This is a genomic window from Pseudodesulfovibrio piezophilus C1TLV30 (genome assembly GCF_000341895.1).
GTDB lineage: Bacteria > Desulfobacterota > Desulfovibrionia > Desulfovibrionales > Desulfovibrionaceae > Pseudodesulfovibrio > Pseudodesulfovibrio piezophilus.
Map to the genome: position 1 here is coordinate 2,565,740 of NC_020409.1, position 25,993 is coordinate 2,591,732.

Sequence of the window (25,993 nt, forward strand, 5' to 3'; positions counted from 1 at the left end):
TTACGCCTCCATGTTCTGCACCGAAAGGATGCTTTTTCGGTTATTGTATTGTTCAACAACAATTCTGATTTCCTCAGCACTTGTGCTCGGCAACGGTAGCTTTCCGTCATTGTTGTAGCTTTCAGCGAGGTTCAAGGTATAGCCGGCAGGGTAGACATGGAAAATATAGGTTCCATCAAAAGGTAAAAGAACGTCGCTGAAGAAGCTTGGAGCTTCCAGAGTCCAGAGGATATGATTGCGTTCCACTTCCAGGGTGAGGAGATCGACCCCTGAATAAAGTTGGGCTTCGTCGCCGAAAACCGTTTGTAGGATATCCGGGATATCTGCTTTGAGAATGGTGGTATCAGCAGGTTCAGCATCAAGAAGAGCCAGAGCGTCGAGGGAGGATTGGGCTGTTGCCATAGCCCGACCTGTTGCGCCAAAACCAAGATTACTGAGCGCCTCTTCGATATCCCTGCCCCCTGTACCTCCTTCACCGATCGAGAGCGGGATTCCGACCATACCTATATCTCCGGCCTGCTTGTTGATCAGGTTGTCACCGGATTCATTCCACGCGATAAGACGCCCGGGGTCTGGTTCAGGCAGTTCAACACCACTCACGGCAGATGAAACACGAAAGGTGATCGTTCGATCCAATCGTTCGGAAAGTGTCTGGCAGATCATCGTCAGTTTATCCAGAGCCGCTTCATGTGTGGCTGCGGGAAAGGCGTCGTTTTCTACATAATCAACTTCCTGGACAATGGACGGGTTGCGTCTGATGACAAGATGTTCTCCTTTTGCCGGAGCCGAAGTCATGGTGCAGATCCCGCCTGTATGATGTCCAGCCCCGGAAAGTTGATAATCTGTACTGATGGTTTGAACTGTTTCGGTGTCCGGAGATGATAGGACGACTTCGAGATCATTATTTTCGAGGAAGAGAAAAGGCACTGCAAACAGTGTTGTTGAGCCATTCCCCATATATATGACCCGTGATTGGGTGGATGAGATTGTCATGGTTTATCTCCTTGAGTTGTAAATGGTTGATCCCAGGGAAAGAGTGGAAGAAGGCGTCTTTAGGTCGTTGTTGATGCGGAACATATTTGCTTCACGGCGTCCTTGTTTCAGGGTCTTTTGTGCTGCATGTTCTCCTTCAAAGAGCAAGTCTTCTTCCTTTTGTCTGTCCTGGAGTTTGTCTGAGTCCCTGATCAATTGTTTCGAACCGCTCATGGCCAGATTGGATTGTCCCCATTTCGTGTTTTTACGGCTTCTGTTCTCTTCAAGTTCCTCACGGGACTGGGTGGCTTGACCCCGAGCTTGTCTTCGCTGGTCACTGGCCGTTCCTGCGGCGTTCAACTCCATTAATTTCGCTTGCTCCTCGGCCATTTTTGAAGGGTCTGCCGATTCAGAACTCGACCCCATGAATTTATCTGTGAGTTTATCGAACATGGTGACCCCCTGTTCAAATTGGTCCATTGCCTGTTGGTCGATACCCATGGTGTACTCCTTTGTTGTAGTCTGTTGTTATTCGTTGGTAATTGAGGTGGGGACAATGAGGAGGATGGTCATGGGCAAGGGTTGCTCCTGAGTAACGGTCAGAAGACCTTCCCGTGTCCATCCCTTGGGGAAAGTGATGGATTTATCGCCGGAGAAAGCACCGACAGATTGATCCATGGGAATTGCCGATGACCGGAAATTCAAGGATTCAAGCTTGTTTGCGCTCGGGCCGATCTTACCCCCCAGAGTCTCGTGAAATCGAACGGAGACTTTGGTGATTCGTTGCCGTTTTGTCTGGGTCGTTCCGCGTTGGCTTCCGCCTTCAAGTCGCATGGGTTGAACCGAGGAGACATAAGGAAGCCCCGCGTGAACCGTGGACGAAGGGCGATCAAGTGTAATGGCTCCGGTATCAGAAACCACCTTGTCCGTTTGTACAGAGCCATCAGCCAAGACTGTCACTGTCCTTCCGGCCAAATGGTCCAGTCCTGTCAGTTCCGTGATACTTTCGCCTGAGTAGCTCAATCCGCTGTCAACGAAGAAGGCCTCTTCGATCACGCCGGAAAAGCCTTTTTCCAAATATTCAATGTAGCGCCTGACCTCTCCCTGCACTTCTCGCCGGACAACCACCCACAGCTCGTCTCGTTTGCTGATATCGCTGTATATGGACGTCACCCCTTCCACGACACCATCGGTCTCGTGTCGGGACCATGCCGCGACATCCTGAGAAGGATCGTATGTCAAGGCCGCAAGAAGGCCGTCATTGCGGACGCAATACAGAACTGCATCCGGCTCTTGCACAAAGGCAAGTTGGGTGACGCCAGTCTCAGTGATATGTTCTGACAGGAGGCTCAAGTCTTTGGAAACATAGGCATCAGATTCAAACCGATATGCCATTTCTCGAATCTTTCGGCCCGATCGCTGGATGAAAAGAGTCGCGAATCCGACTGATTCCGGTCTGGATCGGGCGGCACCGCAGGTGCCTTCATGATTGGCTTTGACATTCTCCGGAGAGAGCGCTTCACTGCTTGCGCCTGAGACCGTCCATTCTCCACCTGCGGTTCCGATCCACAATCGACTTCGAGGAACCATGAACTCTATAGCATTGGCCTGCCGCCCGGAAAGCGTGACTTCGATTCCATCGTCACTCAGGGGCGAGTCGCCTGCCTGGGCGTCGGTTCTTTCTCCAACCTCGAAGGAGTCCCAATATTGTTCATTGAGCACTCCATCAGACGTCCATATCGGCTCAATGGTGTTTGCGGCAGTTGAATCCTTGAAGGTAATGGTCTCGTTATCGCCGGATGCCACAAAGCTTTTCGTTCCCTTGTATCGATAGTAACGAGTGATACCGTCGCAGTCCTGGCCTTTGATACCATCCTTGTTTTCGAATCCGTCTCCGTCCAATAGAGTGAAGGTGTCGCCGCTTTGGCCATTGCGAACGCCATCCGAGTTGGAGTCGAGAATTTCCCGGTCTCGCCATCCATCCAAAGGGACTTCGCGCGTCTTGAGACGAAAATCCGTCATTTCTCCGGTGCGGGAAAACCAAAGCGTGCCGGGTTCATTCGGGGTCGCGGCCAGAACAAGTCGTTGCTCAAAGAAACAGACCGCCGAGGGGTAATTCTCTGGTCCCCAGACCTCGGGTTGGCCCATGAATTCCAGCTCTTCCAATGCCCAGTCATCATGGTCGAGGCGGGTCATCTTGCGAACAGGGTGCGAAGGGTGGATCAGGATCAGAATATCCGCAGTCTGAGCAAAACGCAGATCTTCAAGTTCTTCGGCTTTATATGGAATATCGCGGAGATATTCTTCTCCATCCGAAAGGACGACGCCATGGTCGGCAAAAACACGCATCCTACCCTGACCCGAATCCTCTTCGCCGAATTCGAGCACATACGTTTGCGCCCCGTTGAACTCGAAGGGAATAAGCAAGGTCGGTTTGTTTTGACTGATCGCCTGTGCCACAAAACGGAAGCCGGATCTTCGAGTGATGCCTCCGTGAGGGTGGATATGAAAGTTTTTCAGCTTCCGGCATCCATTATAGTATTTAGAGAGGTCAGTTCGCCCTTCAAGCCGGGGGCTCATCTCTCCGGCTGTGAAATTGGTCAGTGACGGTGTGGAAATACTCATGTCGCATGTCTCCTCTTTGTTCTCCTGGACGGTTCGGGTATGCGACAGAGGCTATCACCGGTTTGTGCGGCAGGATGAAAAAGGGTGTGAGCGGGCGTGAGCGGGTTCTACAGGGATGACATTCCCTGTTGACAGGGTTTGTGGGATGGGCAAGCAGGGAGCAAAAAACACCAGTGCCCACCCTTCGGAGTCATCCGAAGAGTGGGCACTGTGGCTTCCGCCAAAAAGAGAGAACTTCTAATTAGCGGTCAGGCGACTGGAATGCTGATCGTTCTTTTCCCTGTTCAGGCGAATGACCTGCGTGGTGAACGACGTTTCACCGGGATGACATCCGGGGCATCCTTCGGAGAGGATAAGGCACCGTTCGTCGAGTGAAGCTGCGTCGATCTGGGCCATTGCCAGGAGTTTTGTGGTCAATCCGTTCTCCCAGAGGACCGGCTGGCCGCACTGGTTGCATTCCACGTACAGCATTTCTGGATCGAATTGTCTGGTCATATCATTATGGTAAACATCCAGAGGCCCGATGACAAGGGCAGTGGGGGTGAAAGAACCGAGGTGTCGCGAATTATAATGCAGTGATGGTGAGTTGTTTGGGAATCGGTGGCATGGCCCCGGATTGCCCGCAAACATGGGCGGCCACTCGAGTGGCATAGCGATTGATCGTGTCCAGGTTGTGCCCGTGCAGTGAAGCAAGGGCAACGGCAGCAGTAAAAGAATCTCCGGCACCGATTGTATCCACCACACGAGTCGGGACTCCAGGTAGGTCTGAGAGCGCGTCTTCGGTCATGAGCAGGCTGCCGTTCTCTCCTCGTGTGAGGACGAGCAGCTCCAGAGCGTACTGCGCGCGCAGGAGTTCAAGGGCGTCTGTCTCATCTGTCGGCAAGGAGAACATGGCCTTGAGAATGTGCAACTCTTCGTCATTGATCTTGAGGACATTCGCCAGAGCCAGGGAGTCCTGTATCAGCGTGGGAGAGTAAAAATTCTGCCGTAGATTGATGTCAAAAATTCTCAGAGCTTGTGGTGCAGAGCGCAAGAGATCGGTGATGGCAGTGCGAGATGTTTCGGAGCGCTGAGCAAGGGTACCGAAACAGATAATGTCTGCGGAGGTCGCACGGTGCCGGGTCAATGTGCTGAAATTCAGATAATCCCAGGCAACATTATCGGGAAAAAGATAGGTGGCGACTCCTTGGGCATCAATGACGGCATTGACGGTGCCGGTCGGAGCAAAGGGATGTCGGGATATGCAGCTTGTTTCAAGGCCGCTGCGTTCGAGTACTTCCAGGGTTTCCTCTCCCAAATCGTCATCCCCGATAGAGGATACGGGGATGCCAAGGCCTCCCAAGGCGTTGATGTGATAGGCGAAATTTGCTGGTGCACCGCCAAGTTTTCGTCCGCTGGGTAGAATGTCCCACAGGATTTCACCCAAACCGAGAGCACAGAAGGGAGCCATCTTTATTTGACCCGCTCGACAATGGCGCGGAGTTTGGCTTCAGTCAACATACGCAGAGCATCGGAAGTGGGGCGTGAGCCTGTTTTTTCAAGCAGGGTGATATAATTGTCCAAAGCGGGTTCCAAGAGCGAATGATCCGGTCCCAAAGAAGATTCATAGGCAGCGAGGCCTTGCTCATAGAGGGATGCAGCCTCTGCTTCATGACCGGTTTTGTCCAGAAAGAGTGCCAGATTGCATAAGGATTGGGCTGTCTCTGGGTGGTCCTCTCCGTAGGTCGACCGACGTACTTCAAGGCTTTCTCGAAAGTGATTTTCTGCGGCATTTTCATGACCAAGCTCATCCTGAAGCAGGCCTACCATGTTGAGGTCTGCGGCCACTTCCGGGTGATTGTTTCCATAGATATCACGGTTTATTTCCAGAGATCGTTCTGCCAGGCGAAGCGCTTCTTCCGGCTTGTTCATGGCCTCATAAAGCAAGGCAAGATTACTCAGACAGGCGGCTATGGAGGGATGTCCATCGCCATGGGTTTGAGTCAGGACTCTCAGGCATTCCTTGAAGGTTGTTTCCGCTTCGTTCCATTTGCCGAGAGCCTGGCGGACTACCGCCAGACTGTTGAGGATGGGAGCGGTGATTGGGTTTTTATCAGTGAAAATTTCCTTTTGCAGTTCCAGGCATCCCGCAAATGCGGTTTCGGCCCGCTCATGGTCTTGCCCTGCCCAGAGAACGTTTCCCAGCCCTTCCAGGTCGGCACAAATGTCAGGATGCTGCCGTCCCTTGAGAGCCACGTCCACAGCCAACGCATGATCCAGCAGATCAGCGGCCTCGCTGTGACGATTTTGATAATGGAGAGAGAATCCGGCCTGGTGTAATACCCTGTTAGCCGCCGCGCTTGTGATTCCGAGATCCGTGACTAGTGTGCGGCAGGCCATGACATGGGGCATGAGCCACTCAACTGTCGGCCAATTGGCTGGTTCTGCATCGGGAAGGACGAGGTTGAGGGCGTAAATAGCCCTGCTTGCCCATTGAATACGTTCCTGAGACGTCATTGCTTCATGCAGGACATGCCGGACATCTTCGTGAAGTTGGAATATCTGTTCATCTGCATCGATTTTGATCAGATGTCGTGTGATCAGTGGATTAATGGTTACTGTGGCGGCGAAAAAGGCCGCAGCCGGATTGATGAGAGAAGGATTATGCGGTGTCCCTTCCACTGACAGGGCAAAATCATAGGGCAAGGGCGTTTCGGCCAGCATTGCGGCCATGTACAAGGCTTCGGCTGCTCCTGCCGCGTCTTTTTCCACTTCCTTGACAGCGTTCAGGATTTCCTTGGCGGAACGTGGGAATATATCGGTCACGGACGGGCTCCTTTGCTTTCCGGCATTGAGTGTGTCCCCTATCCGTTTTGATGCTTGAAGACAAGTCGGTGGGTCGTGATTCCCTTCCCCTTTTCAGCTGGAATGGATGTCGCTCACCATGTCAGAGTGTCTATTCGATAGAGTATCGGAAAGTCTCTAGTCAGCTCAAGAAGGGAGCCATGGGGGGTGACCGTCATCCACGACTCCCTGTGCTTGCGTCTGCCTCTGGCTATCGTTTGATGCTGATTGTGGTGTTAAGCAAGGAATCGGAAGTGGTGATGACCTTGGTGTTTGCCTGGTATCCGCGTTGGGTGATAATCATGGTCGCGAACTCTTCCGCCAGGTCCACATTGCTCGTTTCCAGATAATTTTGCTGCATGGTGCCACGGCCGTTTTCATTGGCGACACCTTCAATTGGGTCACCGGAGGCATCGGTGGCCAGAAAGTTGGTGGAACCGGCACGACGAAGACCCCATTCACTATTGAAGCGATACATGGCGATCTGATAAAATTCTTCTGATTGTCCATTGGTAAAATGGCCTGTCAGAAATCCTTCTCGATCCACGCTCGTGGTTTCGAGGTATCCCCATGAATATCCGTTCTGGTCTTGGTACAGGGTCACGGACCCGGAGTCATAATCCGTTGTAGATCGCGCATCCCGTTCTGCCAGATTGGCCATTCCTGCGAGGGCTGCCGTATTCGTCCCGACGGACGCGGCCCCTCCGGCTCCCGATGTCCAGGTTCCGGTACTGGATGAAAGACCAAAGTCGTAGGCGATAGTCTGAGCAGCTCCAATGGCCGCGCCTTCGCTTCCAAAAGTGTAGTCGAATTCTGGTCTGCCGTCTTCACTGAAGCTGGCCTGCCCCCAGGAAGACAGGCTCTTGCCGCCGGCCCCGCTGGAAGCATTCAGTGCAAATGCCGAATGGTCCACCAACTCGCCGGATGCGTTGAAAGTCAGAATACCGAGTCCTGCCAGTCCGGCTGCCGAAGTCCCATATGCGCTGGAACCGTCAGAAGATGCGGGCATGGCGATCAGATATTCCCAATAGGTGAAACCGGAGGAGGCATTGGAGATTGCATTGGAGTCCACCGGGTCGAAGTAGATTGTCATATCCTGTTCATTCCCGTCTTCGTCATAGACATTCAAACTCGTTGAATAGGCGGGCAGGTTATTGCCGAAAGGAGATGAGGCATTTTCATTACTACTGGCGTCGTATGCTTCGAGCATGGCGAAAAAGGGGTTGCTGGAGCTGCTGTATGTATCGCCAGCCATTGCATCAAGGTTGGTAACCATCTGGACGCTGGATGTGGCCAGAGGTTCGGACCTGATCAACCGGGTCGCTACACCATCGACAACAATATCCTCATAGGGGAGTTGCACGTCCGAAGCTGCTGCCGCCACTTCTCCGGTTTCCCTGTCAACGGCATACCCTTGCAGACGATATCCCTGTGGATTGACGAGGTATGCTTCATTGTCAAAGCGGAATGCCCCTGCCCGAGTATAATAGGAAGAGTCAGAACTGCTTCCGGTTCCGTTTGCATCGCGAATTCCGAAGAATCCATTGCCTGTGATGGCGAGGTCAGTGACCGTGTTCGAGCTTTCGAGCGCGCCTTCTTCGAAGACATTGCGAATTTCTCCCATGCCCACGCCCATGCCTATCTGGCTCGCATACTTGGCACCGGATTGATACTCTGCTCCGCCTCCTGCCATCTGTTTGCTGATCAGATCAGCGAAGAGGGCATCGGATTTCTTGTATCCGATTGTGTCGACATTGGCGAGGTTGTTACTGACGACCTGCATACGGTCGCCATGGGCAATGACACCTGTTGCGCCTATATACAAACTGGAAAAACTCATACCTGCCTCCAATCCGGCCTTAACCCGGATCTGGTTGGGAACGTCCGGGAGACCAATCCCGGCAAATATTTCCCGATTCCTTCTCGGTGTGTAAAAAGCAATCTATGTGCCAGATAAAAAAATCTTGGCAAAAAGCTTGTTTTATTAAGAAAAGTTAATGGAATATATTCCCTGTAGCCTGTTTTAAGAGAAATTCGGGAAAAAAGATCCTGTGCGAGAGAGTGCCTCTTTGCATCCATTCTTTCTTGCCATGTACCCGAAGCATGGGTAGGGTTGCCCCGACTTTGAGTCCTGTGACATGAAACCAGTAACGAACGGAGATTATGATATGAAGCGGATCACTACCCTGCTTGGAGCAACTTTGCTCGGCCTCATGCTTCTTGCCGGTTGCAATCAGCAGTCCGCAAGCATCACCATTGGCGTGGTCGACGAAGCCGCAGCCTTTCAAAAGAACCAGGCAGCAGCCAAGGCCATGACCTACCTTCAGGAACTTGGCGCACCTCTCCAGAAAAAGGCTGAAGCCGCTTATAAGGCTATGCAGGCGGAACAGAATGATGAAAACGTAGCCGCTTACAAGGCTGCCATGGGCGATTTGCAGGGCGTCATGAACGGCGAACAGCAGCGTATTGTTGCACTGATCGATGCCAAGTTCAAAGAAGTGCTTGAGAACTACCGCACGGAAAAAGGGCTGACCCTGATTCTGACCAAGGAATCTGTCGTTTCTGCAGCTGACACCGTTGATATTACCGACGATATCGTTGCCGCCATGGATAAGCTCGAACTGGACTTCTCCAAGCCTGAAGCTCCGGCTGCTCCTGAGGCAGCAACTCCTGCTCCCGAAGCTCCTGCCAAGGAAGAAGGCAAAGAATAGTTTCTGCCTCATTCGGATTATGAAATAAAAGGCCTGTTCGCAATGCGAACAGGCCTTTTATTTCATCGGGAAGGAGAAAATCAGCCTTGGCTGAAAGTCTTCATTTCTTCATGAGCTTTATCCAGTTTGACAGTAAATTCGGAAAAGTGCGTTTTGGTGGTTTCCAGGTCATTCTCTCTGGCTGAATTCTCCATGAGAAGTGCGACATCAACAAGAGGCTTGGCTCTCACCACGCCACACATGCCTTTCAACGAGTGTGCAAGTTTGGAGGCTTTCTCTGCATCGTTTTCATCCAGAGCCTGGGCCAGTGCTTTCTTGCGTTCAGGGCTGTCTTCCATGAATGCGCCCAGCAGTTCATGCGCAAGTTCTTCATCGCCAGCAAGGCTTTGCAAAAATTGATGTGAGTCGAATATCGAGTCAGTCATTATGCTCTCCATTTAATGTCTGGTATGGATGCCTGAGTGGTATCATTCCTGTTAGGTCAATGGAAGTGTTATAACGTTATATAATAAGCTCTTCGTATATTTCTTCATAATGTCTGACCACATGGGAGAGAGTGAATTTTTTTTCGATGTGTTCGCGGGCACGCCTGCCGAGCCGCTCCCGCTCCGAGGGCGACAGCCTGCAGAGGCGGAGAATGGCCTCAGCCAGTTGCTCTGCATCAGAGGGTGGAATGACTGTTCCTGTTTTCCCTACCAGGAGAGCCGAATCGCCCACATCCGTGACGATATTCACGGTTCCACATGCCATGGATTCTCCTACGACATTGGGAAAGCTCTCCCCAATGGATGATGAGACATGGATATCCATGGCTGCCATCAGGCGTGGGATATCCCGGCGTTGGCCGAGCAGACGAACGCGATCTGGGGGAAGTCCTGCTTCGGCTATCCATGCCGCAACTTCGAGGTTGTCATGGTCCATGCCGCGTCCTATCAGCAGCACAGTGGCATCGCATGACGCGACAACTCGTCCTGCGGCCATGATCATGGTTCGCTGATCCTTCATGGTATCAAACCTTGCGACATTGCCGACAAGGAGAGTGGAGTCGCTCAAGGATAATTCGGCCCTCACGCTTGGCGAGGCTGTGATATCAGGAGCCATGGTTATGGTGTCAAAGCCATTGGGGATGACTTCGAAGCGACGAGGAGTGTAGCCCAACTGCATGTGAAATCGCCTGGCTTCGTGGGAGTTGGTCAGGATCGCATCAGGGAATGAAGACAATGCCGCACACGCCCTGAGTGTGATGCCGGTCATGCGCCGGTATTCATCCAGAGCCATGAAAGAGCATCGAATATTCCAAACGACTTTTGGACGTTTTCCTTTTGGAAAGGCCAGCCGCGTGGCAATCAATCCTGCCAGATCTGCATGATAGAGCCATGTTTGAATCACCTCCGGCCGCCATGAGCGAATCAGACGCATCAGACGAAGCAATCCCATGGGAGAAGGTATCCCGCGTTTCATTCCCAGTCCTTCGACCATGAATCCGGCCTCGCGGAGTCGGTCTCCCATTGGACCGGGGTCAAGAAGGCTGACCACACGGGATGTAAAGCGTTCACGATCCATCCCTGTCATGAGGCGGAAGAGCATTGTCTCTGCGCCACCGACATCGAGGCCTGTAATGATATGCAGAATTTTCATGGCAAATGTTCTAGCCTGGGTTGGCGAGGTTTCTCAGCCCCTACCATCATCTCTCGTGAAAAACCAGCCGGAGCGATTTCGGTTTTTTGGTCTCCGGCCAAGATCGGGGTGGTGCTTTGGATCACGCCTCTCAATGCCAGACATTGGAGCTCATGAAAAGGACAGCGCCGAAAAGTGTGATCCCGGCCGCTCCACACAGGGAAAGGGCTGCGTAAAGGACATTGAAAAATTTTCGGTTGACCCCGGAGACCGTGAGCGTGGCACTTCGTGCGGCCACGGCGGCCCAGGCAAAGAGTGTGGTGGTCAGTCCCATTCCTATGGCCATACTGATTATGGCACCCATGCCTGCCCAGAGAATATCCTGTCCGATGGAAAAGGCGAGGATGACTGCCGCGCCGGGGCAGGGGATCAAGCCGGTGATGAACGAGACGAGCAGGACACTTCGCAAATGCGGTTTGGCAGGAGTGTCACTCTTTCCTGTCCCGCATGGTGCTTCCATGAGAATTCCCCCACGGAAGATATCCCGGACAGCCTTGATCAACAGGCAGAGTCCCATGATACCAAGAAGAGCGTAACTGGCCGGTTGAAGAGCTCGACTGGCAGCGGCAAACCCGCCCATGCCGGTGGAGAAAACAAGGTATGCGGCACCGACGGCCACGGCTGCAGACCCCATATGGACGAAAGTGATGGTGTTGCCCATGATGGCACCGGAAAGGAACGTGCCAGGGTTGGAAAGAAAATACGAGCAGACAACGGTTTTTCCATGTCCGGGGCCAATGGCGTGGACTATCCCGTATAAGAAGGAAAAGCCGAGGAACATCCAGAGAGCAGAGCCTATGGGCGTCTTTCGAATCTCCATACCAAAGCCGTTGAGCTTCAGGGTGAGTATCTTCTGGATATCCCGGACTCTGGTCATCAGGTGTTCGATGGGGCCGGGGCTGTCTTCTTCAGCAGAAACGGCAGGGAGGGACGGGACATCTCCGGGTGTGCCGGAGACAGAAAGGTGAACCGCCTCGGGAACAATGAATTGCCAGTATGTATGGTCTTTGGCAGGGCGAATAACGTGGCTGACCTGCACCATGCCGTCGATTTCAAAACGTATTTCGTCCTTGAGCAGCAAAATGTCAGTATAATATTCCTCGTCAAACACCGCGACGCGGAAAGCATGAATTGTCTTGATCGGCAGATGCAGAGGAATCGTGAAATCGTAAATGAGACGCCCCTCATTGACGGATGCTTTGAAATTTTCCGGGTGCTGGACCGGAAGCTGCTTCCCGTTATTCTCGATGAAAGTGAAGTACTTGTAATTGGCAAGGTAGGCAAAAGCACCATCTTTGATGGTTGCCTGTCCCTCGGGTGTTGCGAGAAGCGTAGGCGTCAAGTTCAGGTCTGAAAGTATCGCATTGCTGAAGATTTCGTCAAAAGTCCAGTTCTGCCTGATTGCGGCCAAGCCAGAGTCGTCCAGAACAAATGTTAGAGCTGCATCCACATAGACATGGGGATGAGCCGAAGCGTTTGAAACTATGAAGGATGTTCCCAAGGTTGCCCATATGATAAAAATCAGGGTCGCTTTTCTGAATTGGTTCATGCGGGTTTTTAGAGTTTCCTTGTCGGTATGGCAAGCCTCCTTCTCTTCATCATGGGCGATTTTTGCTTCTTTCTTGTCGAGAAGAAGTGATGTACGGCGGAAAACGCCTTGTCAAATCGATGTGTTCGTCATACGGTTAAATACTCTCAAAATCGTATAAAATAGGCTTGGCGATACATTGAAAATGAAAAGAGGTGCCCGACGGGCATGGATATCCAGTCTGTTCTTGTTGACAGTCTTGGCTGTTTTTTCGGCCTCTTCGGTGCATGCCGAATCCGTGAGTGCTGCCACCGTGGCAGAAGCCCCCTATGGTTTTCTTGCAGGAGGCCATATGGCAGGGATGGCTTTTGATGCGGTGAATCTCATCGCGCGTGAAGCCGGTTATACCCCGACCAATTCTTTGGTCACGAGGCATAAGGCATTGGCAATGCTGACGACCGGAACAGTGGATATGGTCTGTTTGCCTCCTGACTCTGATGTCGGGGAAGGTGTGGTGAGCCTTGGCCCTGTCTTTACAGTGGATATAATTGCCGTGGCTCGGGCTGGAAGCGCTCTTCGGTCGATGAAGGACATGCGCGGAAAGCGGGTCGCCGTTGTTCGTGATGCGCCTTACCACCAGATAGTTTCCAGAAAGAACGGCATGATTCCCTATCTTGTGAAAGATATGGCCCGAGGATTAAAACTCTTGGTGTCAGGGCAGGTTGAATGTGTTGTCGGGACCAGGGCGGGTGTGCTGTTCGGTGTTTCCGGTGCGGGCCTTCCCAAAAGGGCATTGGGGCATCCGTTGCTCCTTTCCCAGGGAGAGGTCATACTCTTTCTTTCGAGGCGAGCTGCGTCGACACCAATGCGACAGCGGATTGCAGAAGCTCTCGCTCGACTGCGGCAGAACGAAGATTTCGCGCGGCTGCTGGTAAAATATATGCTATAACGTGGGTGACACGCTCAGGGGTATTGTGTAGAAATATCCAAAACTGGAGATCCGGTCACCTCACCGGTCTTTGATCGATGCTCCCCTTGGGATAATACATGAGTCCAGATCAGAAAAATAGGCGTCCCTTCTTCACAAATAGGTCCATATCCAGGGACCTGACATTTAGTCTGGTGGTTATTGTCCTGGTTGTGGCGACGACCATGGGCGGCTATATATACTGGCAGCAGACAGAAGAGATGTGGACCACAGCAGAAGAGAAGGGAGAGGATACGATCACCAGTGTGGCCGAAATTCTGGCCGTGCCTATCTGGAATCTTGACTACGACAATGCCCGACTTATCGGCTCCGTCTATACCCACGATGACATGGTGCAGGGTATCCGGATTTACGGTTCACGTAATGAGGTCGTCTTTGCCCACGAAAAATTTTCCGGGTCTCAGGCGGATTTCAGCAAGGTTCGTTCCATAGTTTTTGAAGGTCGTACCATTGGCCGTGCTGAAATAGATTTTACCATGGCTAAGGACAAGAAACGACTGAACGAACAGATGATCGTTTCCAGCATGATCATTGTGGTTGCCATTTCCGTGATCCTGGCTATTACCGGACTTCTTCTCAGGGTTTTTCTCAATAAACCCCTCCATGTATTGCAAAAGGGCATAGCCCGCGTTGCCAAAGGAGACTTCTCCTATGAGTTTGGGGAAGTGTATCATGCCGAATTGCTCGAAATCGCCAAACGATTCCGCCGCATGTCCGCTGAAATCGAGGCCAGGGAGAAAAAACTTCAGGCCATGAACAAGACATTGCAGGAGGCCGAGGAAAAATATCGAGGGATTTTCGAAAATGCCATTGAAGGTATTTTCCAGGCCACTCCGGATGGTGTCTTGCGCAGAGCCAACCCGGCCATGGCCAGAATTTTCGGGTATGATTCCCTGGATGAATTTCTCTCCAATGTCCGTTCTCTCGGGTCTCGTATCATGGTTAACCCCGATTCCATGCAGGATTTTTATGAGCAGGTCCGTGAGCAGGGAGAAGTCAAACGGTTTGAGGCAGAGTATTACCGTCGTGACGGGAAGACCATATGGGGGTCTCTCAATGCGCGTGCCATCTATGACGAATCGGGTGAGTTGGTCTTTATTGAAGGTATTCTCGAAGACATTACGGACCGTAAGAAGGCTGAACACGATCTGGCAGATCTCAATAGGCACTTGGAGCAGTTAATCCGGGAACGAACTGAAGATCTGGTCAATAAAGCGCGTGAACTGGAAGAGGCAAACCAGCGATTACGGGAACTGGATGAGATGAAATCCGCATTTCTTTCATCGGTTTCACATGAATTACGGACCCCGCTTACCTCTATTCTCGGGTTTTCCAAATTGTTGCATAAAGAGTTCGCCAAAAATTATCTGCCGCTTGCTGGCGAAAATATCCCGTTATTGAAAAAAGGTGAACGTATTCAGGAGAACCTGGCGATCATCAGTCATGAAGGGGCCAGGCTTACTCGGCTCATCAATGACGTCCTTGATCTGAACAAGATCGAGTCAGGGAGTATGGGCTGGCGCGATGAAAGACTGGATATGAATGAGACCATTGATATGGCTGTTCAGGCAGTTTCCGGTATGTTTACCCACAGTTCTGAAATAGAACTGCTGACTGAGATTGAGCAGGGACTTCCTGCAGTGGAGGCCGATTCTGATCGCCTGCAACAGGTACTGATCAATTTATTGAATAATGCCGCGAAGTTTACAGAAGAGGGAAGCGTTGTTGTGCGTGCGTTTCCCCGGTTCGGGCAGGTTCGTATCGAGGTTGCTGATACCGGGCTCGGTATTCCTCCGGAAGACCAGACACAAATTTTCGAAAAATTTCACCAGACCCGTTCTGATACCATGGAAGACAAACCCAGGGGCACTGGCTTGGGGCTGACAATCTGCCGCGAAATTGTTGAGCATTATGGTGGCAGGATATGGGTCGAATCTGAAAGGGATAAAGGATCAACCTTTATCTTCACCCTCCCTACGGTTCAGTAACCTCTACTGGCTGCTGATACTTCTCAACCCGAACATTCCGCTGGGTGCTCAAGGGAGCGTGCCCCTCTCTTTCAGATATCTTCTGTCCGGGGGGGAGCTTCTTTCAAGAATGAGCTAGCCTTTCTTACCGGTTCCTGAGCATCGGCGGACGGCCTGTGCCATGGTTTGTCGTGGCGATGAGTCGTCAAAGTTGGCTCGCTGCCAGATAAGTTCTTCTGCCTTTTCTTTCGACAGAGGCTTGTGGAAATAGAACCCTTGGACGCTTTGGCAGTTGAGGTCTATCAGTGAACAAAGCTGTTCCTCTTCCTCCACACCTTCGGCAATGACGTCGAGGTCCAGAGAATGAGCAAGAGCGATAACAGCCTTGACGATTTCCATGTTTTCAGGGTCGGACTTCATACGCGAGATGAACGATCGATCAACCTTGAGCGTGTCCACCGGCAGTTGTTGCAGTTGCGAGAGTGATGAGTAACCGGTCCCAAAGTCGTCAATGGAGAAGTGCACCCCCTGCTTACGGAGCCGTTCAAGGATGCGTACGGCAGCTTCCGGGTTCTCGAGGATCGTGGATTCCGTGATTTCGAGCTTGAGAGCCTCGGGCGGGAGGTTGGCATCATGGAGAGCCTTCATGACGATCTTGTCCAGCTCCAGGCGGGCGAATTGTTTGCTGGAGATATTGACAGAGATGAAAAGTCCCGTTGCTCCGATGGATGCTTTGCGCCAGTCCGCCAGTGTTTTTATGGAGGTGCGCAGGACCCATTCTCCCAAGGGAAGAATCATTCCTGATTCTTCGGCCATGGGAATGAATTCCGATGGGGATATGGCTCCCCGAATCGGATGGTTCCAGCGGGCAAGTGCCTCGAAGCCCATAAGATCCTCTCCCCGCAAATCCATGATCGGCTGGAAGACAACAAAAAATTCTCCGGATTCCAGGCCGCGCCGCATATCATTTTCCAAGGTGAGCAACTCCACCGCACTTTCGAGCATCCGGTTGGTAAAGACCTTGAAACGATTGCGCCCTGCCTCCTTGGCCCGGTGCATGGCTATGTTGGCTCGTTGCAGCACATCGGAGGCCTTGGCATCCCCTGTCGGGCTGAGGACGATACCCAGGCTGGCAGTGGTCTGGACCTGCGTTTCGTTGAGCATGAATGGTTGAGCGATAGCCCTGCGTATCCGTTTGATGATGCGTATCGCTTCGCCGGGACTGGACAGCTCATCCAGCAGAAGGACAAATTCATCGCCGCCAAAGCGGGAAACCGTATCCAACGTGCGAATATGCTCGGAAAGACGCTTGGCTGTCTCTATCAGCACGAGGTCGCCGAAACGATGTCCCAAGGAATCATTGATGACCTTAAAGCGATCCAGATCAAGGAAAACAACGGCAAAATACGCTTCATCTCTGCGTCTCGTTCGGCGTATGGCCTGACTGATGCGGTCGAGGCACAAGGTCCGGTTGGAGAGTCCCGTCAATGGGTCGTGCAGAGCCTGATGGCGAAGTTTGACTTCCATCTCCTTGCGATCAGTGATGTTCCTCAGGCTAACCCGAATACCCAGTGGTTTCATACCGATACCGGATACTGACCGGCCCACGGCATTGAGCCATCGGATTTCGCCCAGCGGCGTGATGATGCGAAAATCCAGCGAGCTTCCTTCTTCCTTATTTGCCTCGATCAGGTAGGCCTGCCAGATGTCAAGATCATCTTTGACAATGATTTCTTCTATGAGTTCAGGAGATTCAAAGAAACGTTCAGGAGGATAGCCGGTGATCCGTTCACAGGACGGAGAGCAGTAAAGAACTTCTCCACTCATGCCTATCCACAACTCCCAGTCATATGCGAAGTCGGCAATGGTTCTATATCGTTCTTCTCCCAGTTGGAGCGCGCTGATAAGGCGTTCTCGCTGACTCATGGCCCGGACTTTCTTCTTTTCCGTCAAAGCGGACTCACGCAGGATATAGGCTTGCATGCCAGCCATGAGGATGAGAATAACCAGAAAAATGGAGGCGACCATATTTCTGTATTCCCGAATTTGGGAGTTGACCTCATCAATGTAGAAGCCGGTGCCAACCACCCAGCCCCATGGCTTAAACTCCCGGACAAAGGAGAGTTTCTTGCCTATCCTCTCCGGTCGATCTTTCCATTGCCAGAAGTAGTCGATGAAACCGTATCCGTGATCGCTGACCAGTCTGATGAACTCAAGGAAAAGGGCTTTTCCCTCTCGGTCTTTGACTGCGGCGACATTCTTCCCCTCCAGATCGGGACGGTAGGGATGCATGATCATAAATCCGGAAATATCATTGATCCAGAAATAATCCTTGGCTTGCGGGCCGTATCGCAGGGAACGGATAATCTCCTTGCCCATGTCCTGGGCTTCCTCTTTGGAAAGCTCTCCTTTTATGACCCGCGCATCGAGATGAGCAAGGGTGGAAATAACCGAACTGGTTAGTTCGAAGATCGTTTCTTTCTTATAAGAGAGCAGCGTGTGTTGAATGGAAGGAAGAAGATAAATGAAGACGGAACCCGCAAAGAGTAAGGTCATGATGACCGTGGGCAGCACGATACGAAAAGGCGTGAAGGTGATGAGTCGGGCTATGCGATTCGCAGTCATGATCCTGTCCGAGGCTGAGACGATAAGACTCCAGTAGTCATACGATACTACGCATGAATCGGACAAAAGTGAAGTCTGATATGCAGGGTATGCCTCATGCCTTGACCACCCGGTTCCGCCCGGATTCCTTGGCTTCATAGAGGGCTTTATCTGCCTGTTTTAGCAGTGATTTGATTGTGTTGAGGCCGGAACTCAATGTGGAGACTCCAATGCTGACTGTAACGTTGAGTACTTCCTCTCCTTCCTGTATTGAATTTTCTTCAATGGCGTGGCGAAGTCGTTCCGCAACATCCATGGCTGCATTTTCATCGGTTTCGGGCAGAAGGACGCCGAATTCTTCGCCCCCAAGCCTTCCCAGAATATCCGCATTGCGTAGAGCGGTTTCCGAGATGTCAGCCATAAAGCGAAGCACTTTGTCTCCCACATCATGTCCGTAGTCATCATTGATGCGTTTGAAATGGTCGATATCGAGCATGAATATGGAAAGGGGCCGTCGGTATCTGATCGCATGAGACAATTCTTGTTCGGACAACTCCATGAACCGCCTTCTATTGTTCAATCCGGTCAAGCCATCCGTGGTTGCCAGTTGTCTGAGCTTCGCCTCTGTGGCCTTTTGTTCGGTTATGTCGCGGATGGTGGCCACCGCGTACCATGACTCTCCCAGTCGGAAGCTCGAAATGGATCGCTCCACCGGGAATTGCAGACCGTCCTTGTGCAATCCCATGTGTTCGGTCACGATGCCTATGGCTGGGCCTTTTCCTGTGAGTGGGAACCCTCGCATGCCTTTCTTCGATTTTTCCCGTTCATCCGGGGATGCAATCAAATCATGGACATCACGACCTATGGCCTCTCTCTCCGTATAGCCAAAGAGACGTTCGGCCGCGTCATTCCAGAATGAGATATGGCCTTGGTTGTCAATCATGATTATCGCGTCATAAGCGGATTCTGCCAGCGCGCGGAGCTTCCTTTCGCTCGCTTTGATCGCTTGTTCCGCTTCCTTGCGGTCCGTGACATTCATGGCCGCGCCACGGAAACCGCTGAATTCTCCGGCTGTATCATAATACGGGGTGCCACTGGCCTGAAGCCAGATCATCCCACCTTGTTTGGTGATGAGACGTGCTTCGATATTAGAGAATTGTTCTGGTTTTTCGTAAAGGCCTCTTCTCCAGAATTTGAAGTCTTCCAGGTCTTCCTGTGGCAGGAATTCCTGAACCATATGGCCGAGAAGTTCTCCACTGGAATAACCGAGAACCAGGGAAACATCGTCAGTGATGAAGGAAAATTCACCATGCTTGTTTGTTTCCCAAATAAATTCCCCCACGGCCTCACTGACATCGCGGAACCGTTGCTCCGATTGCATCAGGGCAGCCTCGGCAAGCCGTTGTTCGGTCACATCCCGTGTAAAAAGAGCGATTCTGTCTACGACTCCGTCCGCTGCTTTGACCGGGTAAACATTGATATGCAATTTCCGGTTGCCTTGAGATTCTTCAAAGTTCAAGGGGGAACCTGATTCTCGGACCTTGATGATTTTATCTTTGTGGGTCTCTGAAAAATCGGGAGACAACAGGTTAAAAGCACTTTTCCCGATCAGATTCTGGGGTGTTCCGCCAAGTTCCTGTGCACCGACTTTGTTGATGGCGACAATGGTCCCATTGGGTTTCAGGAGCATGGCGCTGTCTGCCGGGGCATTGATCAAGGCACGACTGGTCTCTTCGCTCCGCTTGAGCTTTTGTTCATCACGAAGCCGTTGCGTCATATCCCGGATAGTCCCGACCGCATGCCATTTTCCTTTGAAATCAAAAGCTGCAACGGCCAACTCCACGGGAATCGTGATGCCACCTTTTGCCAGGGCTTCCAATTGAATGACTTTCCCTATTAGTTTTCCCGTTCCCGTTCGGCGAAACTCTTCCAAACCTTTTTCGGCAATGTGTCGCATCTTCAGGGGAGCCAAAAGCGTGTGAAGATTGCTCCCCATGACTTCGTGGGCTTCATATCCAAACAGTTTTTCTGCCGCCGGATTCCAATGGATGATCGTTCCAACACCGTCAATCATGGCAATGGCATCGTGTGAGGACTGACTAATAGCCATGGTCCTCTCTTCATTTTCTCTGAGATTCGCCTTTACTTCTGCCTGGATGATCTTGTTTTGGGAATGGTACCAGCATCCCAAACCCACCAGGAAAAAAGTCAAGATGGTGAGCATAATGAACAGATTTATCCAGGGAACATTCAGGTCTTGCCTGGGCACCCAGGTCATGATCTTCCATCCGCCGTTGACTGCTTCTTGGGAAACCGGCGTTTTCGATATAATAGAGCGGGGATTGATTTGGGTGGAAGCAAAGGTGACCAGCCCCTTTGGCGTAATGACATGCCCCTGGTCTTGATTGGTTATGGTTTGCCATGCCTCGGGGAATTGTCTGGACATGGATGGACCATCTGTCTTGTTTAGAAGATGCCCCCACTCGTCAGCAGAGTTCAGACCAAGTATCCAGTATCCATCAGAGGTGCAGAGCATGGGCTTTCCCTCTCTGTTCCCAGCCTGCATTCGTATCTGGTTCAGGAGAGAGTCCCCTTCGAAATTCATGATCACGATACCCCGTTTACGTCCGTTGGCATCGATGACAGGGCACCCGAAGCGCAGAGTCGGGCGAAATGGAGTTTCGATCTTTCCATGTTCGATATTGAGATCGAAATCAGAAATATACACATCATCTTCCCCGGCCTGCATTGTATCCCTGACGTAATATCGATTTCCTTTCTGCTGGAGAATGGAGGAGGGGCTGACAACCGGACCGGCAAACGATCGATCGACACGAATCTGTTCTGTTCCGGTTTCATCCAGGAAGCGGAGAATGAAGTAGAGTCTATGCGTCCGTATGAAGTCCGAGAAAGCATCCTCTATGTGTTCAATGGTCTCTTTTTCATCAAAATGTTGCGCAACCAGCCGGGCCAGGAATTGAGCATCCGAGGTGTGTGTCTTCAGGTCCCGGTCCAGAGTCGTGGAGATGAGGTCTACGAGAAGTTCCTGGCGTTGGAGAACCAATGTTTTATGGACGGTATTTCTGGAGGAGAGAAACCAGGCGGCGATAAGGAGTATGCCGATGGCAAACGGCAAGAACAGCTTGGTGAATGCCTTGATTTTTTGAGTCATGGTACCGTCCGTCCAATTGTAGGAATGCAATGCCTATGACGTTCATAATAAACAGAAAGCGGTATGTACTTCCAGTAGTTTGTCCCGGAAGAGTATGAAATTCGATTAATCGCGGAGAATGAAGACGCAGTTTTTGCCTCCGTGCTTGGCTCCTGTGAGCGCCGATTGAAGCCTATGCAGAAATGTTTCCATGGAATCATTCTGTTTCCCTTGAACAACTCCCAGAGAGAGGCTCATACGTATGGTGCCTCCGAAGAGCTTGTGGCCGACTATCTGGCGCAGTTTCTCTGCGACCATAGCCGCTTTGTCCTCGTTGGTATGAGGGGCCAGAATGATAAATTTTCCACCCCGCCAGCGGAAGACATAATCCGAGTTTCGTAATTTGCCGCTGACAAAAGCGGCAAGGTTGACGAGGAGCTTGTCCCCCATGGAGTAGCCATGGGTTTCATTGATGCCTTTGAAGTTGTCGATGTCGAAAATGATTCCGGTCAGGGGAGAGCCGTAGCGATTGACATTATCAAGCTCTCGGCGGACCACGGATTCGAACTTGTACCGATTGTAGACTTTTGTCAGGCTGTCATAAACGGCGAGTTGTTTCAGTTGGTCATTGAGATTTTCCACGGTCTCGGCTTCGGAGCCAAGCAGCGAGATGAATCTGGTAAAGATGAGCAAGGCCTGCGCCGCGAGAACTATAAATCCTGCTACCATGATCAAATAGACGAAGCGCATGGTGTTTTCCGGATTTTCGGGCGGAGTGACAAGCAGGGTGTATATAACGCCGAAATTGGCGCAGAGCAGAACCGCGAGCGCGACCACGCTGAGGATGTAAAAGAGCCGATATCTGGCTTTAAGTGTCTTGAGAGGGCGTTTGTCGTGTTGCATGAGATCCTGCGTCTTCAGCTCGTGTTATTTTCGGTCTAGTCCAGGGAGCCTTCATAGGTGTAATAAAGGGCGCCGGTCTTGGCTTTGTCGTCAAAGGTTATTTCCACGGAAAAATCCGGCCACATCCAGCCATAGCGGGAACCGACCCCTCGGCCTCTGCCGTACATGGAAAGCAGACGGTCCTTGATCAGGAAATGGTTGGCTCTGCCGGAGAAGGCGACTCCGACCCTATAGAGTTTGTCTTCACGAAAATAATAGGCCACTGAGATCAGTTCGGCATCACCGAAAGTTAATTTTTCATTTTTCTTGAAGTAGCTGTTTTTGAAACCACTTTCCTGAATCGGCAAAAGATCGGGGAGGTCTGCGAGGGGAGTCCTCCAAGCCATGCCACGAAAGGTGTCAGGGTGCTTGGCAGTAGTAAAGTCCGAAGCTCCGGCGGCTGTTGCAAGAGTCAGTAGGAAAATCAGAGGGAGAATTAGACGTGTTTTTTTCATGGGTTGTATCTCTTTCTCAGGTGTATTTGACTGTTCAGGCAGTATAAACCTTGCGCATTGTACGGACTTGTCTTGTAAAATCAAGGCGTGGCCGGGAGTGTCAAAGTGTATGGATTGTCCCGTATGGGAGTCTATGATAAGAGGCATGGCATGAATAAAAATACCATCTCCAGTCTTTTTACGGCAGGGGCAGTCATTGTGCTTTTGAGTCTGTCAGGGTGCGCTTCCCAGCCGCCCTCCGAGGCCAAAGGGTCTGACTCCAGACGGCTGACAGCCCTTGAGACTGAGGTCGGCTCGCTGCGTGTGGAAGCCAAGGCTCGAGAGGCTGCCTTACGTGAGGAGTTGGCGAGTATCAGGGAGAATCTGGCAGCTGTACGGGATTTGATAAAAGTGGAGCAGGCTCGTGCCAAGGGACTGACTCCTGTTGACCCCGATGCAGAGGCCAAGGCCGAATCCAAGACCATGAACAGAGAATTGGACAAGAAGGCCAAGAATTTTGTGAGTGAAAATCTGGATCGCCTGCTTGATATTACCGGCAAGTTGCTTGACAAGATGGAAAAGGAAATTGATGAAAAAATGCAGAAGAAGGCCCCGGAACCGGATGGGGATCAAATCTGACGGAGATCATAGATGAAATTGATGAAGACAGCCTTGTCTCTTGGAATACTGCTGCTCATGCTCTCGCTTGGTTACGGCTGTAATCGGGATAATGCCATTAAACTGACTTACGCTCTCGGCCCCCAGCAGGTGAGCTGTCCTGGCTCGGTTGTGATTTTCAAGTTTGAGGATAAGCGGTCCGATGTCCGGCTGGGAAGAAATAACGATGGAACGGCCATCGCCTCTCTATCCGATGTTTCCGACTGGGTTGGATGGGCGCTTTTTGACGAACTCAAGGCTGCGGGATGTGACGTGAAGTACCGCACGACCACAGTTGCTCCGGGGGAGACTCCGTTGGTTTCCGGTGAAGTGCTTGATGTCTCCCTCAACCAGACCGGGACCACAACTTTTGTTGGCAAGATCACGGTCAAGGTCATGGTTCACAAGGGCGGTAAAACTGTTCATGTCGAAAAGTTTACCAGTGAAGTGCAGGATGTCGTTGTCCCCGGTTATGGGACACAGGGCGATATCATGGCGGAAGCCTTGCGTGGATTGATGAGTGAAATAGTTCCTGCTGTCTGCAAAAGCATTTAGTCTTTTCCCTCTCGTGTCTTAGCGTATCGCCCCTCTTTCGGGTGGGGTGATGCTTGGCGTGGCATTGCGAATAATACAGCATAGAATCATTTCCGTGTCTGGACCGGATGTGTTTCGACTGGTGTGACCAAAAGAAAAAATGAGGCAAACCATGTTTGCAGAAACAGAAAAATGTAAACGGTGCGGCGCTTGTTTTGCCGAATGTCCGTACCAACTCATAGTCGAGGACAAGGAAGGTTTTCCCAAGCTTCGACTGGCGGCAAAGAAGACATGTATTGCGTGCGGTCACTGTGTGGCTGTTTGCCCTGTGAGCGCCCTGACGCTGCCGGACTTGCCAGTGACAGAGTCTCTGGCACCGGAACAATGTCCACCGGTTCTTAAAGATTTGCGTATCGAGAGAGAGCAGGCAGAGCAATTCCTGCGGAGTCGTCGGTCGGTCAGGGAGTATCGGGCCAAGCCTTTGCCGGAAGCATTGATCAGTGAACTGCTGACTCTGTCAACCTTTGCGCCGAGTGCCAAGAATGGACAGCCCGCCCGCTGGATAGTGACTCGTACTCCGGCAGCAACACGGGAATTGGCTGAACATACCGTGGACTTCATGGCCATCAACAACGTCTTTCCAGGAGTGATCAAGAACTGGGAGAAGGGTATTGACAAGATTTTGCATGGCGCGCCCCATGTGGCTATTGCCCATGCCTCGGAAGACGGATTTCATCCTGCCGAGGATTGTTCTCTGGCTGCGGCATATCTTGAACTCGGCGCGCATGCTCACGGAGTTGGCGCTTGCTGGGCCGGATTTCTCATGGAAGCGGCCGAGGGGTATCATCCCTTGCGAGAAAGTCTGGGAATTCCCGAAGGACATGGTGTTTATGCCGCGTTGATGTTGGGCTATCCTCGATACCGTTATCCACGGATACCTCGGCGAAGAGCAGCAGACATTCGGTGGCTGGGATAAGTCGCATTCGTCTGCAAAACGACACAAGGCGCGTTCCGTACGGAGCGCGCCTTGTGTCGTTCAGGGCGAAAAGCTAGATTTGCAGCAGGGCTGCCTTGATATTTTTCTTGCCGAATTGACGGGCTTGATCCTCGTCCCACATGAAAATGTCGATCCGTTTGGTGAAGCGCTTGTTCATGAGGTCGTTAATCTCGAAGATACCGAGTCCTTCAATGCGTACCTTGCGTCCGAAAACCCAGCCCTGATTGAAAAGGTCGCGGGAAACCGCGATGGTGCCGGAGCGGACCTTGCGCATGGAGGCCGCAATCAACGGGTCTTCATCACATTGGTTGTTGGTAGGATTGTATGCGGTGACAGTGACTGTACGAACCGGGGGGGCTGAAGCCGCTTTTTGAAGCAGACGGACTTCTTCCACCATCTGTTTTCGGGCTTCGGATGTCTGCTCTGCCAATTCCAGCTTATGGCGCAGAACATCAATTTCCTGCTGTTTGACTACCGTGACGACTGCCATGATGACCATGGCGGCACACAAGATGGGCGTCAACGTGTAGTTGAGGATTATTCTCATTATAGATATGTCTCCTATGACTTTTTTGATGCAAACCATATAATTGCCGATTTATGGGTTGTCAATGGTCATTTTTTGCGCTATCAAAAACTGTTCTTCCTCATCCTAAGTATCTGGTATCCTACCTCGATATGAGAAACTCTCAGGAATTTTCCCCCTTTCCCTTTTTCTTAGCTCACTGTTTTTATGGGTATTTTTATTCCATAAATAATAAGTAATTTTATACTGCCTGCCTGCTTGCAAGTCTGCTTTTTCAGCCTTTAAAAGGAGTTAATAGAGGGTGATGGCGTGTTCTTGAAGGGGAGGATATTTTTGGCTGTTCTGATCGTTGATCATTCGGTTTTCAGCCGGAGGAGTGGGAGGAACGAAATGCCGGACCAGAGTCGTGACTGTGGTCCGGCATTTCGCCTGACGATTGGTGAGAACCTAGAGCGTCGGGTCCATTGCAGAGGTGAGGAGCCTGGCTATATCCATGATATCAGCCTTGTAGTCTCCTGATCGTACCTCACTCTTGAGCCGTGCGATCTTCCGGGCGCGTTCCTCTCCTTCTTCCTTGTGGAAGTGGTCGGATTCCGTGGCGTCGAATTCCTCGAACACGCGCTCGGTCTCAATGTCTGCCGCACGCGATGTGCGGTTTTCCTTGTAACGCTTCATTAACCCCTCCCTGGGTTATTGAAGTCATGGGAAGGTTCTCCCTTTCCTTCCCGGAATCTCCCCACCCGTTGCGGCAGCCTCTGTTCGCTTCCTTGCGAAGAGCCATCCCCGCAACCGGGGAGGCAAGCGATGCTCATACCATTCAGACACCTGCTTGCCGTTGAGTTTCTTATCGGTCGGAG

General features: G+C 51.6%; 22 protein-coding genes. 6 read left to right on the plus strand and 16 right to left on the minus strand.

What is annotated here, in order from left to right; translation table 11 throughout:
* The 7 genes from BN4_RS12080 to BN4_RS12110 form a co-directional block, all read right to left on the minus strand.
* Positions 1–993 (minus strand): hypothetical protein, encoded by a 993-nt coding sequence (locus BN4_RS12080; RefSeq protein WP_015415684.1) that lies wholly within the window; start codon positions 991–993, stop codon positions 1–3.
* A 3-nt stretch (positions 994–996) separates the two neighbouring features.
* Entirely contained in the window at positions 997–1,473 is a 477-nt protein-coding gene (locus BN4_RS12085; protein WP_015415685.1) for a hypothetical protein, read from the minus strand.
* Between the two features lie 27 nt (positions 1,474–1,500).
* Positions 1,501–3,597, minus strand: a complete 2,097-nt coding sequence (locus BN4_RS12090) for a hypothetical protein (protein ID WP_015415686.1) — start codon at positions 3,595–3,597, stop codon at positions 1,501–1,503.
* A gap of 237 nt (positions 3,598–3,834) precedes the next feature.
* Positions 3,835–4,092 (minus strand): hypothetical protein, encoded by a 258-nt coding sequence (locus BN4_RS12095; protein WP_015415687.1) that lies wholly within the window; start codon positions 4,090–4,092, stop codon positions 3,835–3,837.
* A gap of 70 nt (positions 4,093–4,162) precedes the next feature.
* Positions 4,163–5,047: a carbohydrate kinase family protein gene (locus BN4_RS12100; protein WP_015415688.1), complete on the minus strand. Its 885-nt coding sequence runs from the start codon at positions 5,045–5,047 to the stop codon at positions 4,163–4,165.
* A gap of 2 nt (positions 5,048–5,049) precedes the next feature.
* Positions 5,050–6,402: a tetratricopeptide repeat protein gene (locus BN4_RS12105; RefSeq protein ID WP_015415689.1), complete on the minus strand. Its 1,353-nt coding sequence runs from the start codon at positions 6,400–6,402 to the stop codon at positions 5,050–5,052.
* 229 nt (positions 6,403–6,631) lie between these two features.
* A complete protein-coding gene (locus BN4_RS12110; RefSeq protein ID WP_015415690.1) occupies positions 6,632–8,260 on the minus strand; it encodes a flagellar hook protein FlgE in 1,629 nt (542 codons plus the stop codon).
* A 328-nt stretch (positions 8,261–8,588) separates the two neighbouring features.
* On the opposite strand from BN4_RS12110, the gene BN4_RS12115 reads away from it, so the two are divergent.
* Complete coding sequence (locus tag BN4_RS12115; RefSeq protein ID WP_015415691.1) at positions 8,589–9,131, plus strand: OmpH family outer membrane protein; 543 nt, start codon at positions 8,589–8,591, stop codon at positions 9,129–9,131.
* Positions 9,132–9,211: 80 nt separating this feature from the next.
* Here BN4_RS12115 and BN4_RS12120 read toward each other — a convergent pair whose 3' ends face one another.
* The 3 genes from BN4_RS12120 to BN4_RS12130 all read right to left on the minus strand — a co-directional run bounded on the left by BN4_RS12120 (position 9,212) and on the right by BN4_RS12130 (position 12,357).
* Entirely contained in the window at positions 9,212–9,556 is a 345-nt protein-coding gene (locus tag BN4_RS12120; protein ID WP_015415692.1) for an Hpt domain-containing protein, read from the minus strand.
* A 76-nt stretch (positions 9,557–9,632) separates the two neighbouring features.
* The gene (locus BN4_RS12125; RefSeq protein WP_015415693.1) at positions 9,633–10,769 is read right to left on the minus strand and encodes a glycosyltransferase family 4 protein; all 1,137 of its coding nucleotides are present in this window, start codon (positions 10,767–10,769) and stop codon (positions 9,633–9,635) included.
* A 130-nt stretch (positions 10,770–10,899) separates the two neighbouring features.
* A complete protein-coding gene (locus BN4_RS12130; RefSeq protein ID WP_015415694.1) occupies positions 10,900–12,357 on the minus strand; it encodes a HoxN/HupN/NixA family nickel/cobalt transporter in 1,458 nt (485 codons plus the stop codon).
* A gap of 184 nt (positions 12,358–12,541) precedes the next feature.
* Between BN4_RS12130 and BN4_RS12135 the strand changes: the two genes are divergently transcribed.
* Together BN4_RS12135 and BN4_RS12140 are read left to right on the plus strand one after the other, a co-directional pair.
* On the plus strand, positions 12,542–13,285 hold the full coding sequence (locus tag BN4_RS12135; RefSeq protein WP_015415695.1) for a substrate-binding periplasmic protein: 744 nt from the start codon (positions 12,542–12,544) through the stop codon (positions 13,283–13,285).
* A gap of 98 nt (positions 13,286–13,383) precedes the next feature.
* Positions 13,384–15,312 carry a sensor histidine kinase gene (locus BN4_RS12140; RefSeq protein ID WP_015415696.1) on the plus strand — a complete coding sequence of 643 codons (1,929 nt, stop codon included), beginning with the start codon at positions 13,384–13,386 and terminating at the stop codon, positions 15,310–15,312.
* A 114-nt stretch (positions 15,313–15,426) separates the two neighbouring features.
* On the opposite strand, the gene BN4_RS12145 is transcribed toward BN4_RS12140, so the two are convergent.
* The 4 genes from BN4_RS12145 to BN4_RS12160 form a co-directional block, all read right to left on the minus strand.
* Positions 15,427–17,916 (minus strand): EAL domain-containing protein, encoded by a 2,490-nt coding sequence (locus tag BN4_RS12145; RefSeq protein ID WP_015415697.1) that lies wholly within the window; start codon positions 17,914–17,916, stop codon positions 15,427–15,429.
* Positions 17,917–18,010: 94 nt separating this feature from the next.
* Positions 18,011–21,067 (minus strand): sensor domain-containing diguanylate cyclase, encoded by a 3,057-nt coding sequence (locus tag BN4_RS12150; RefSeq protein ID WP_015415698.1) that lies wholly within the window; start codon positions 21,065–21,067, stop codon positions 18,011–18,013.
* A 105-nt stretch (positions 21,068–21,172) separates the two neighbouring features.
* The gene (locus BN4_RS12155; protein ID WP_015415699.1) at positions 21,173–21,949 is read right to left on the minus strand and encodes a GGDEF domain-containing protein; all 777 of its coding nucleotides are present in this window, start codon (positions 21,947–21,949) and stop codon (positions 21,173–21,175) included.
* Between the two features lie 35 nt (positions 21,950–21,984).
* The gene (locus BN4_RS12160; RefSeq protein ID WP_015415700.1) at positions 21,985–22,443 is read right to left on the minus strand and encodes a hypothetical protein; all 459 of its coding nucleotides are present in this window, start codon (positions 22,441–22,443) and stop codon (positions 21,985–21,987) included.
* Between the two features lie 150 nt (positions 22,444–22,593).
* On the opposite strand from BN4_RS12160, the gene BN4_RS12165 reads away from it, so the two are divergent.
* The 3 genes from BN4_RS12165 to BN4_RS12175 all read left to right on the plus strand — a co-directional run bounded on the left by BN4_RS12165 (position 22,594) and on the right by BN4_RS12175 (position 24,589).
* Positions 22,594–23,061 (plus strand): hypothetical protein, encoded by a 468-nt coding sequence (locus tag BN4_RS12165; RefSeq protein ID WP_041720343.1) that lies wholly within the window; start codon positions 22,594–22,596, stop codon positions 23,059–23,061.
* A 12-nt stretch (positions 23,062–23,073) separates the two neighbouring features.
* The gene (locus BN4_RS12170) at positions 23,074–23,634 is read left to right on the plus strand and encodes a hypothetical protein (RefSeq protein ID WP_015415702.1); all 561 of its coding nucleotides are present in this window, start codon (positions 23,074–23,076) and stop codon (positions 23,632–23,634) included.
* Positions 23,635–23,785: 151 nt separating this feature from the next.
* Complete coding sequence (locus tag BN4_RS12175) at positions 23,786–24,589, plus strand: nitroreductase family protein (protein ID WP_015415703.1); 804 nt, start codon at positions 23,786–23,788, stop codon at positions 24,587–24,589.
* A 73-nt stretch (positions 24,590–24,662) separates the two neighbouring features.
* Here the strand turns inward: BN4_RS12175 and BN4_RS12180 are convergent, their stop codons facing one another.
* Entirely contained in the window at positions 24,663–25,157 is a 495-nt protein-coding gene (locus BN4_RS12180; protein ID WP_015415704.1) for a 3D domain-containing protein, read from the minus strand.
* A 426-nt stretch (positions 25,158–25,583) separates the two neighbouring features.
* On the minus strand, positions 25,584–25,811 hold the full coding sequence (locus tag BN4_RS12185) for a flagellar biosynthesis anti-sigma factor FlgM (protein WP_015415705.1): 228 nt from the start codon (positions 25,809–25,811) through the stop codon (positions 25,584–25,586).
* Between the last annotated feature and the right edge of the window lie 182 nt (positions 25,812–25,993).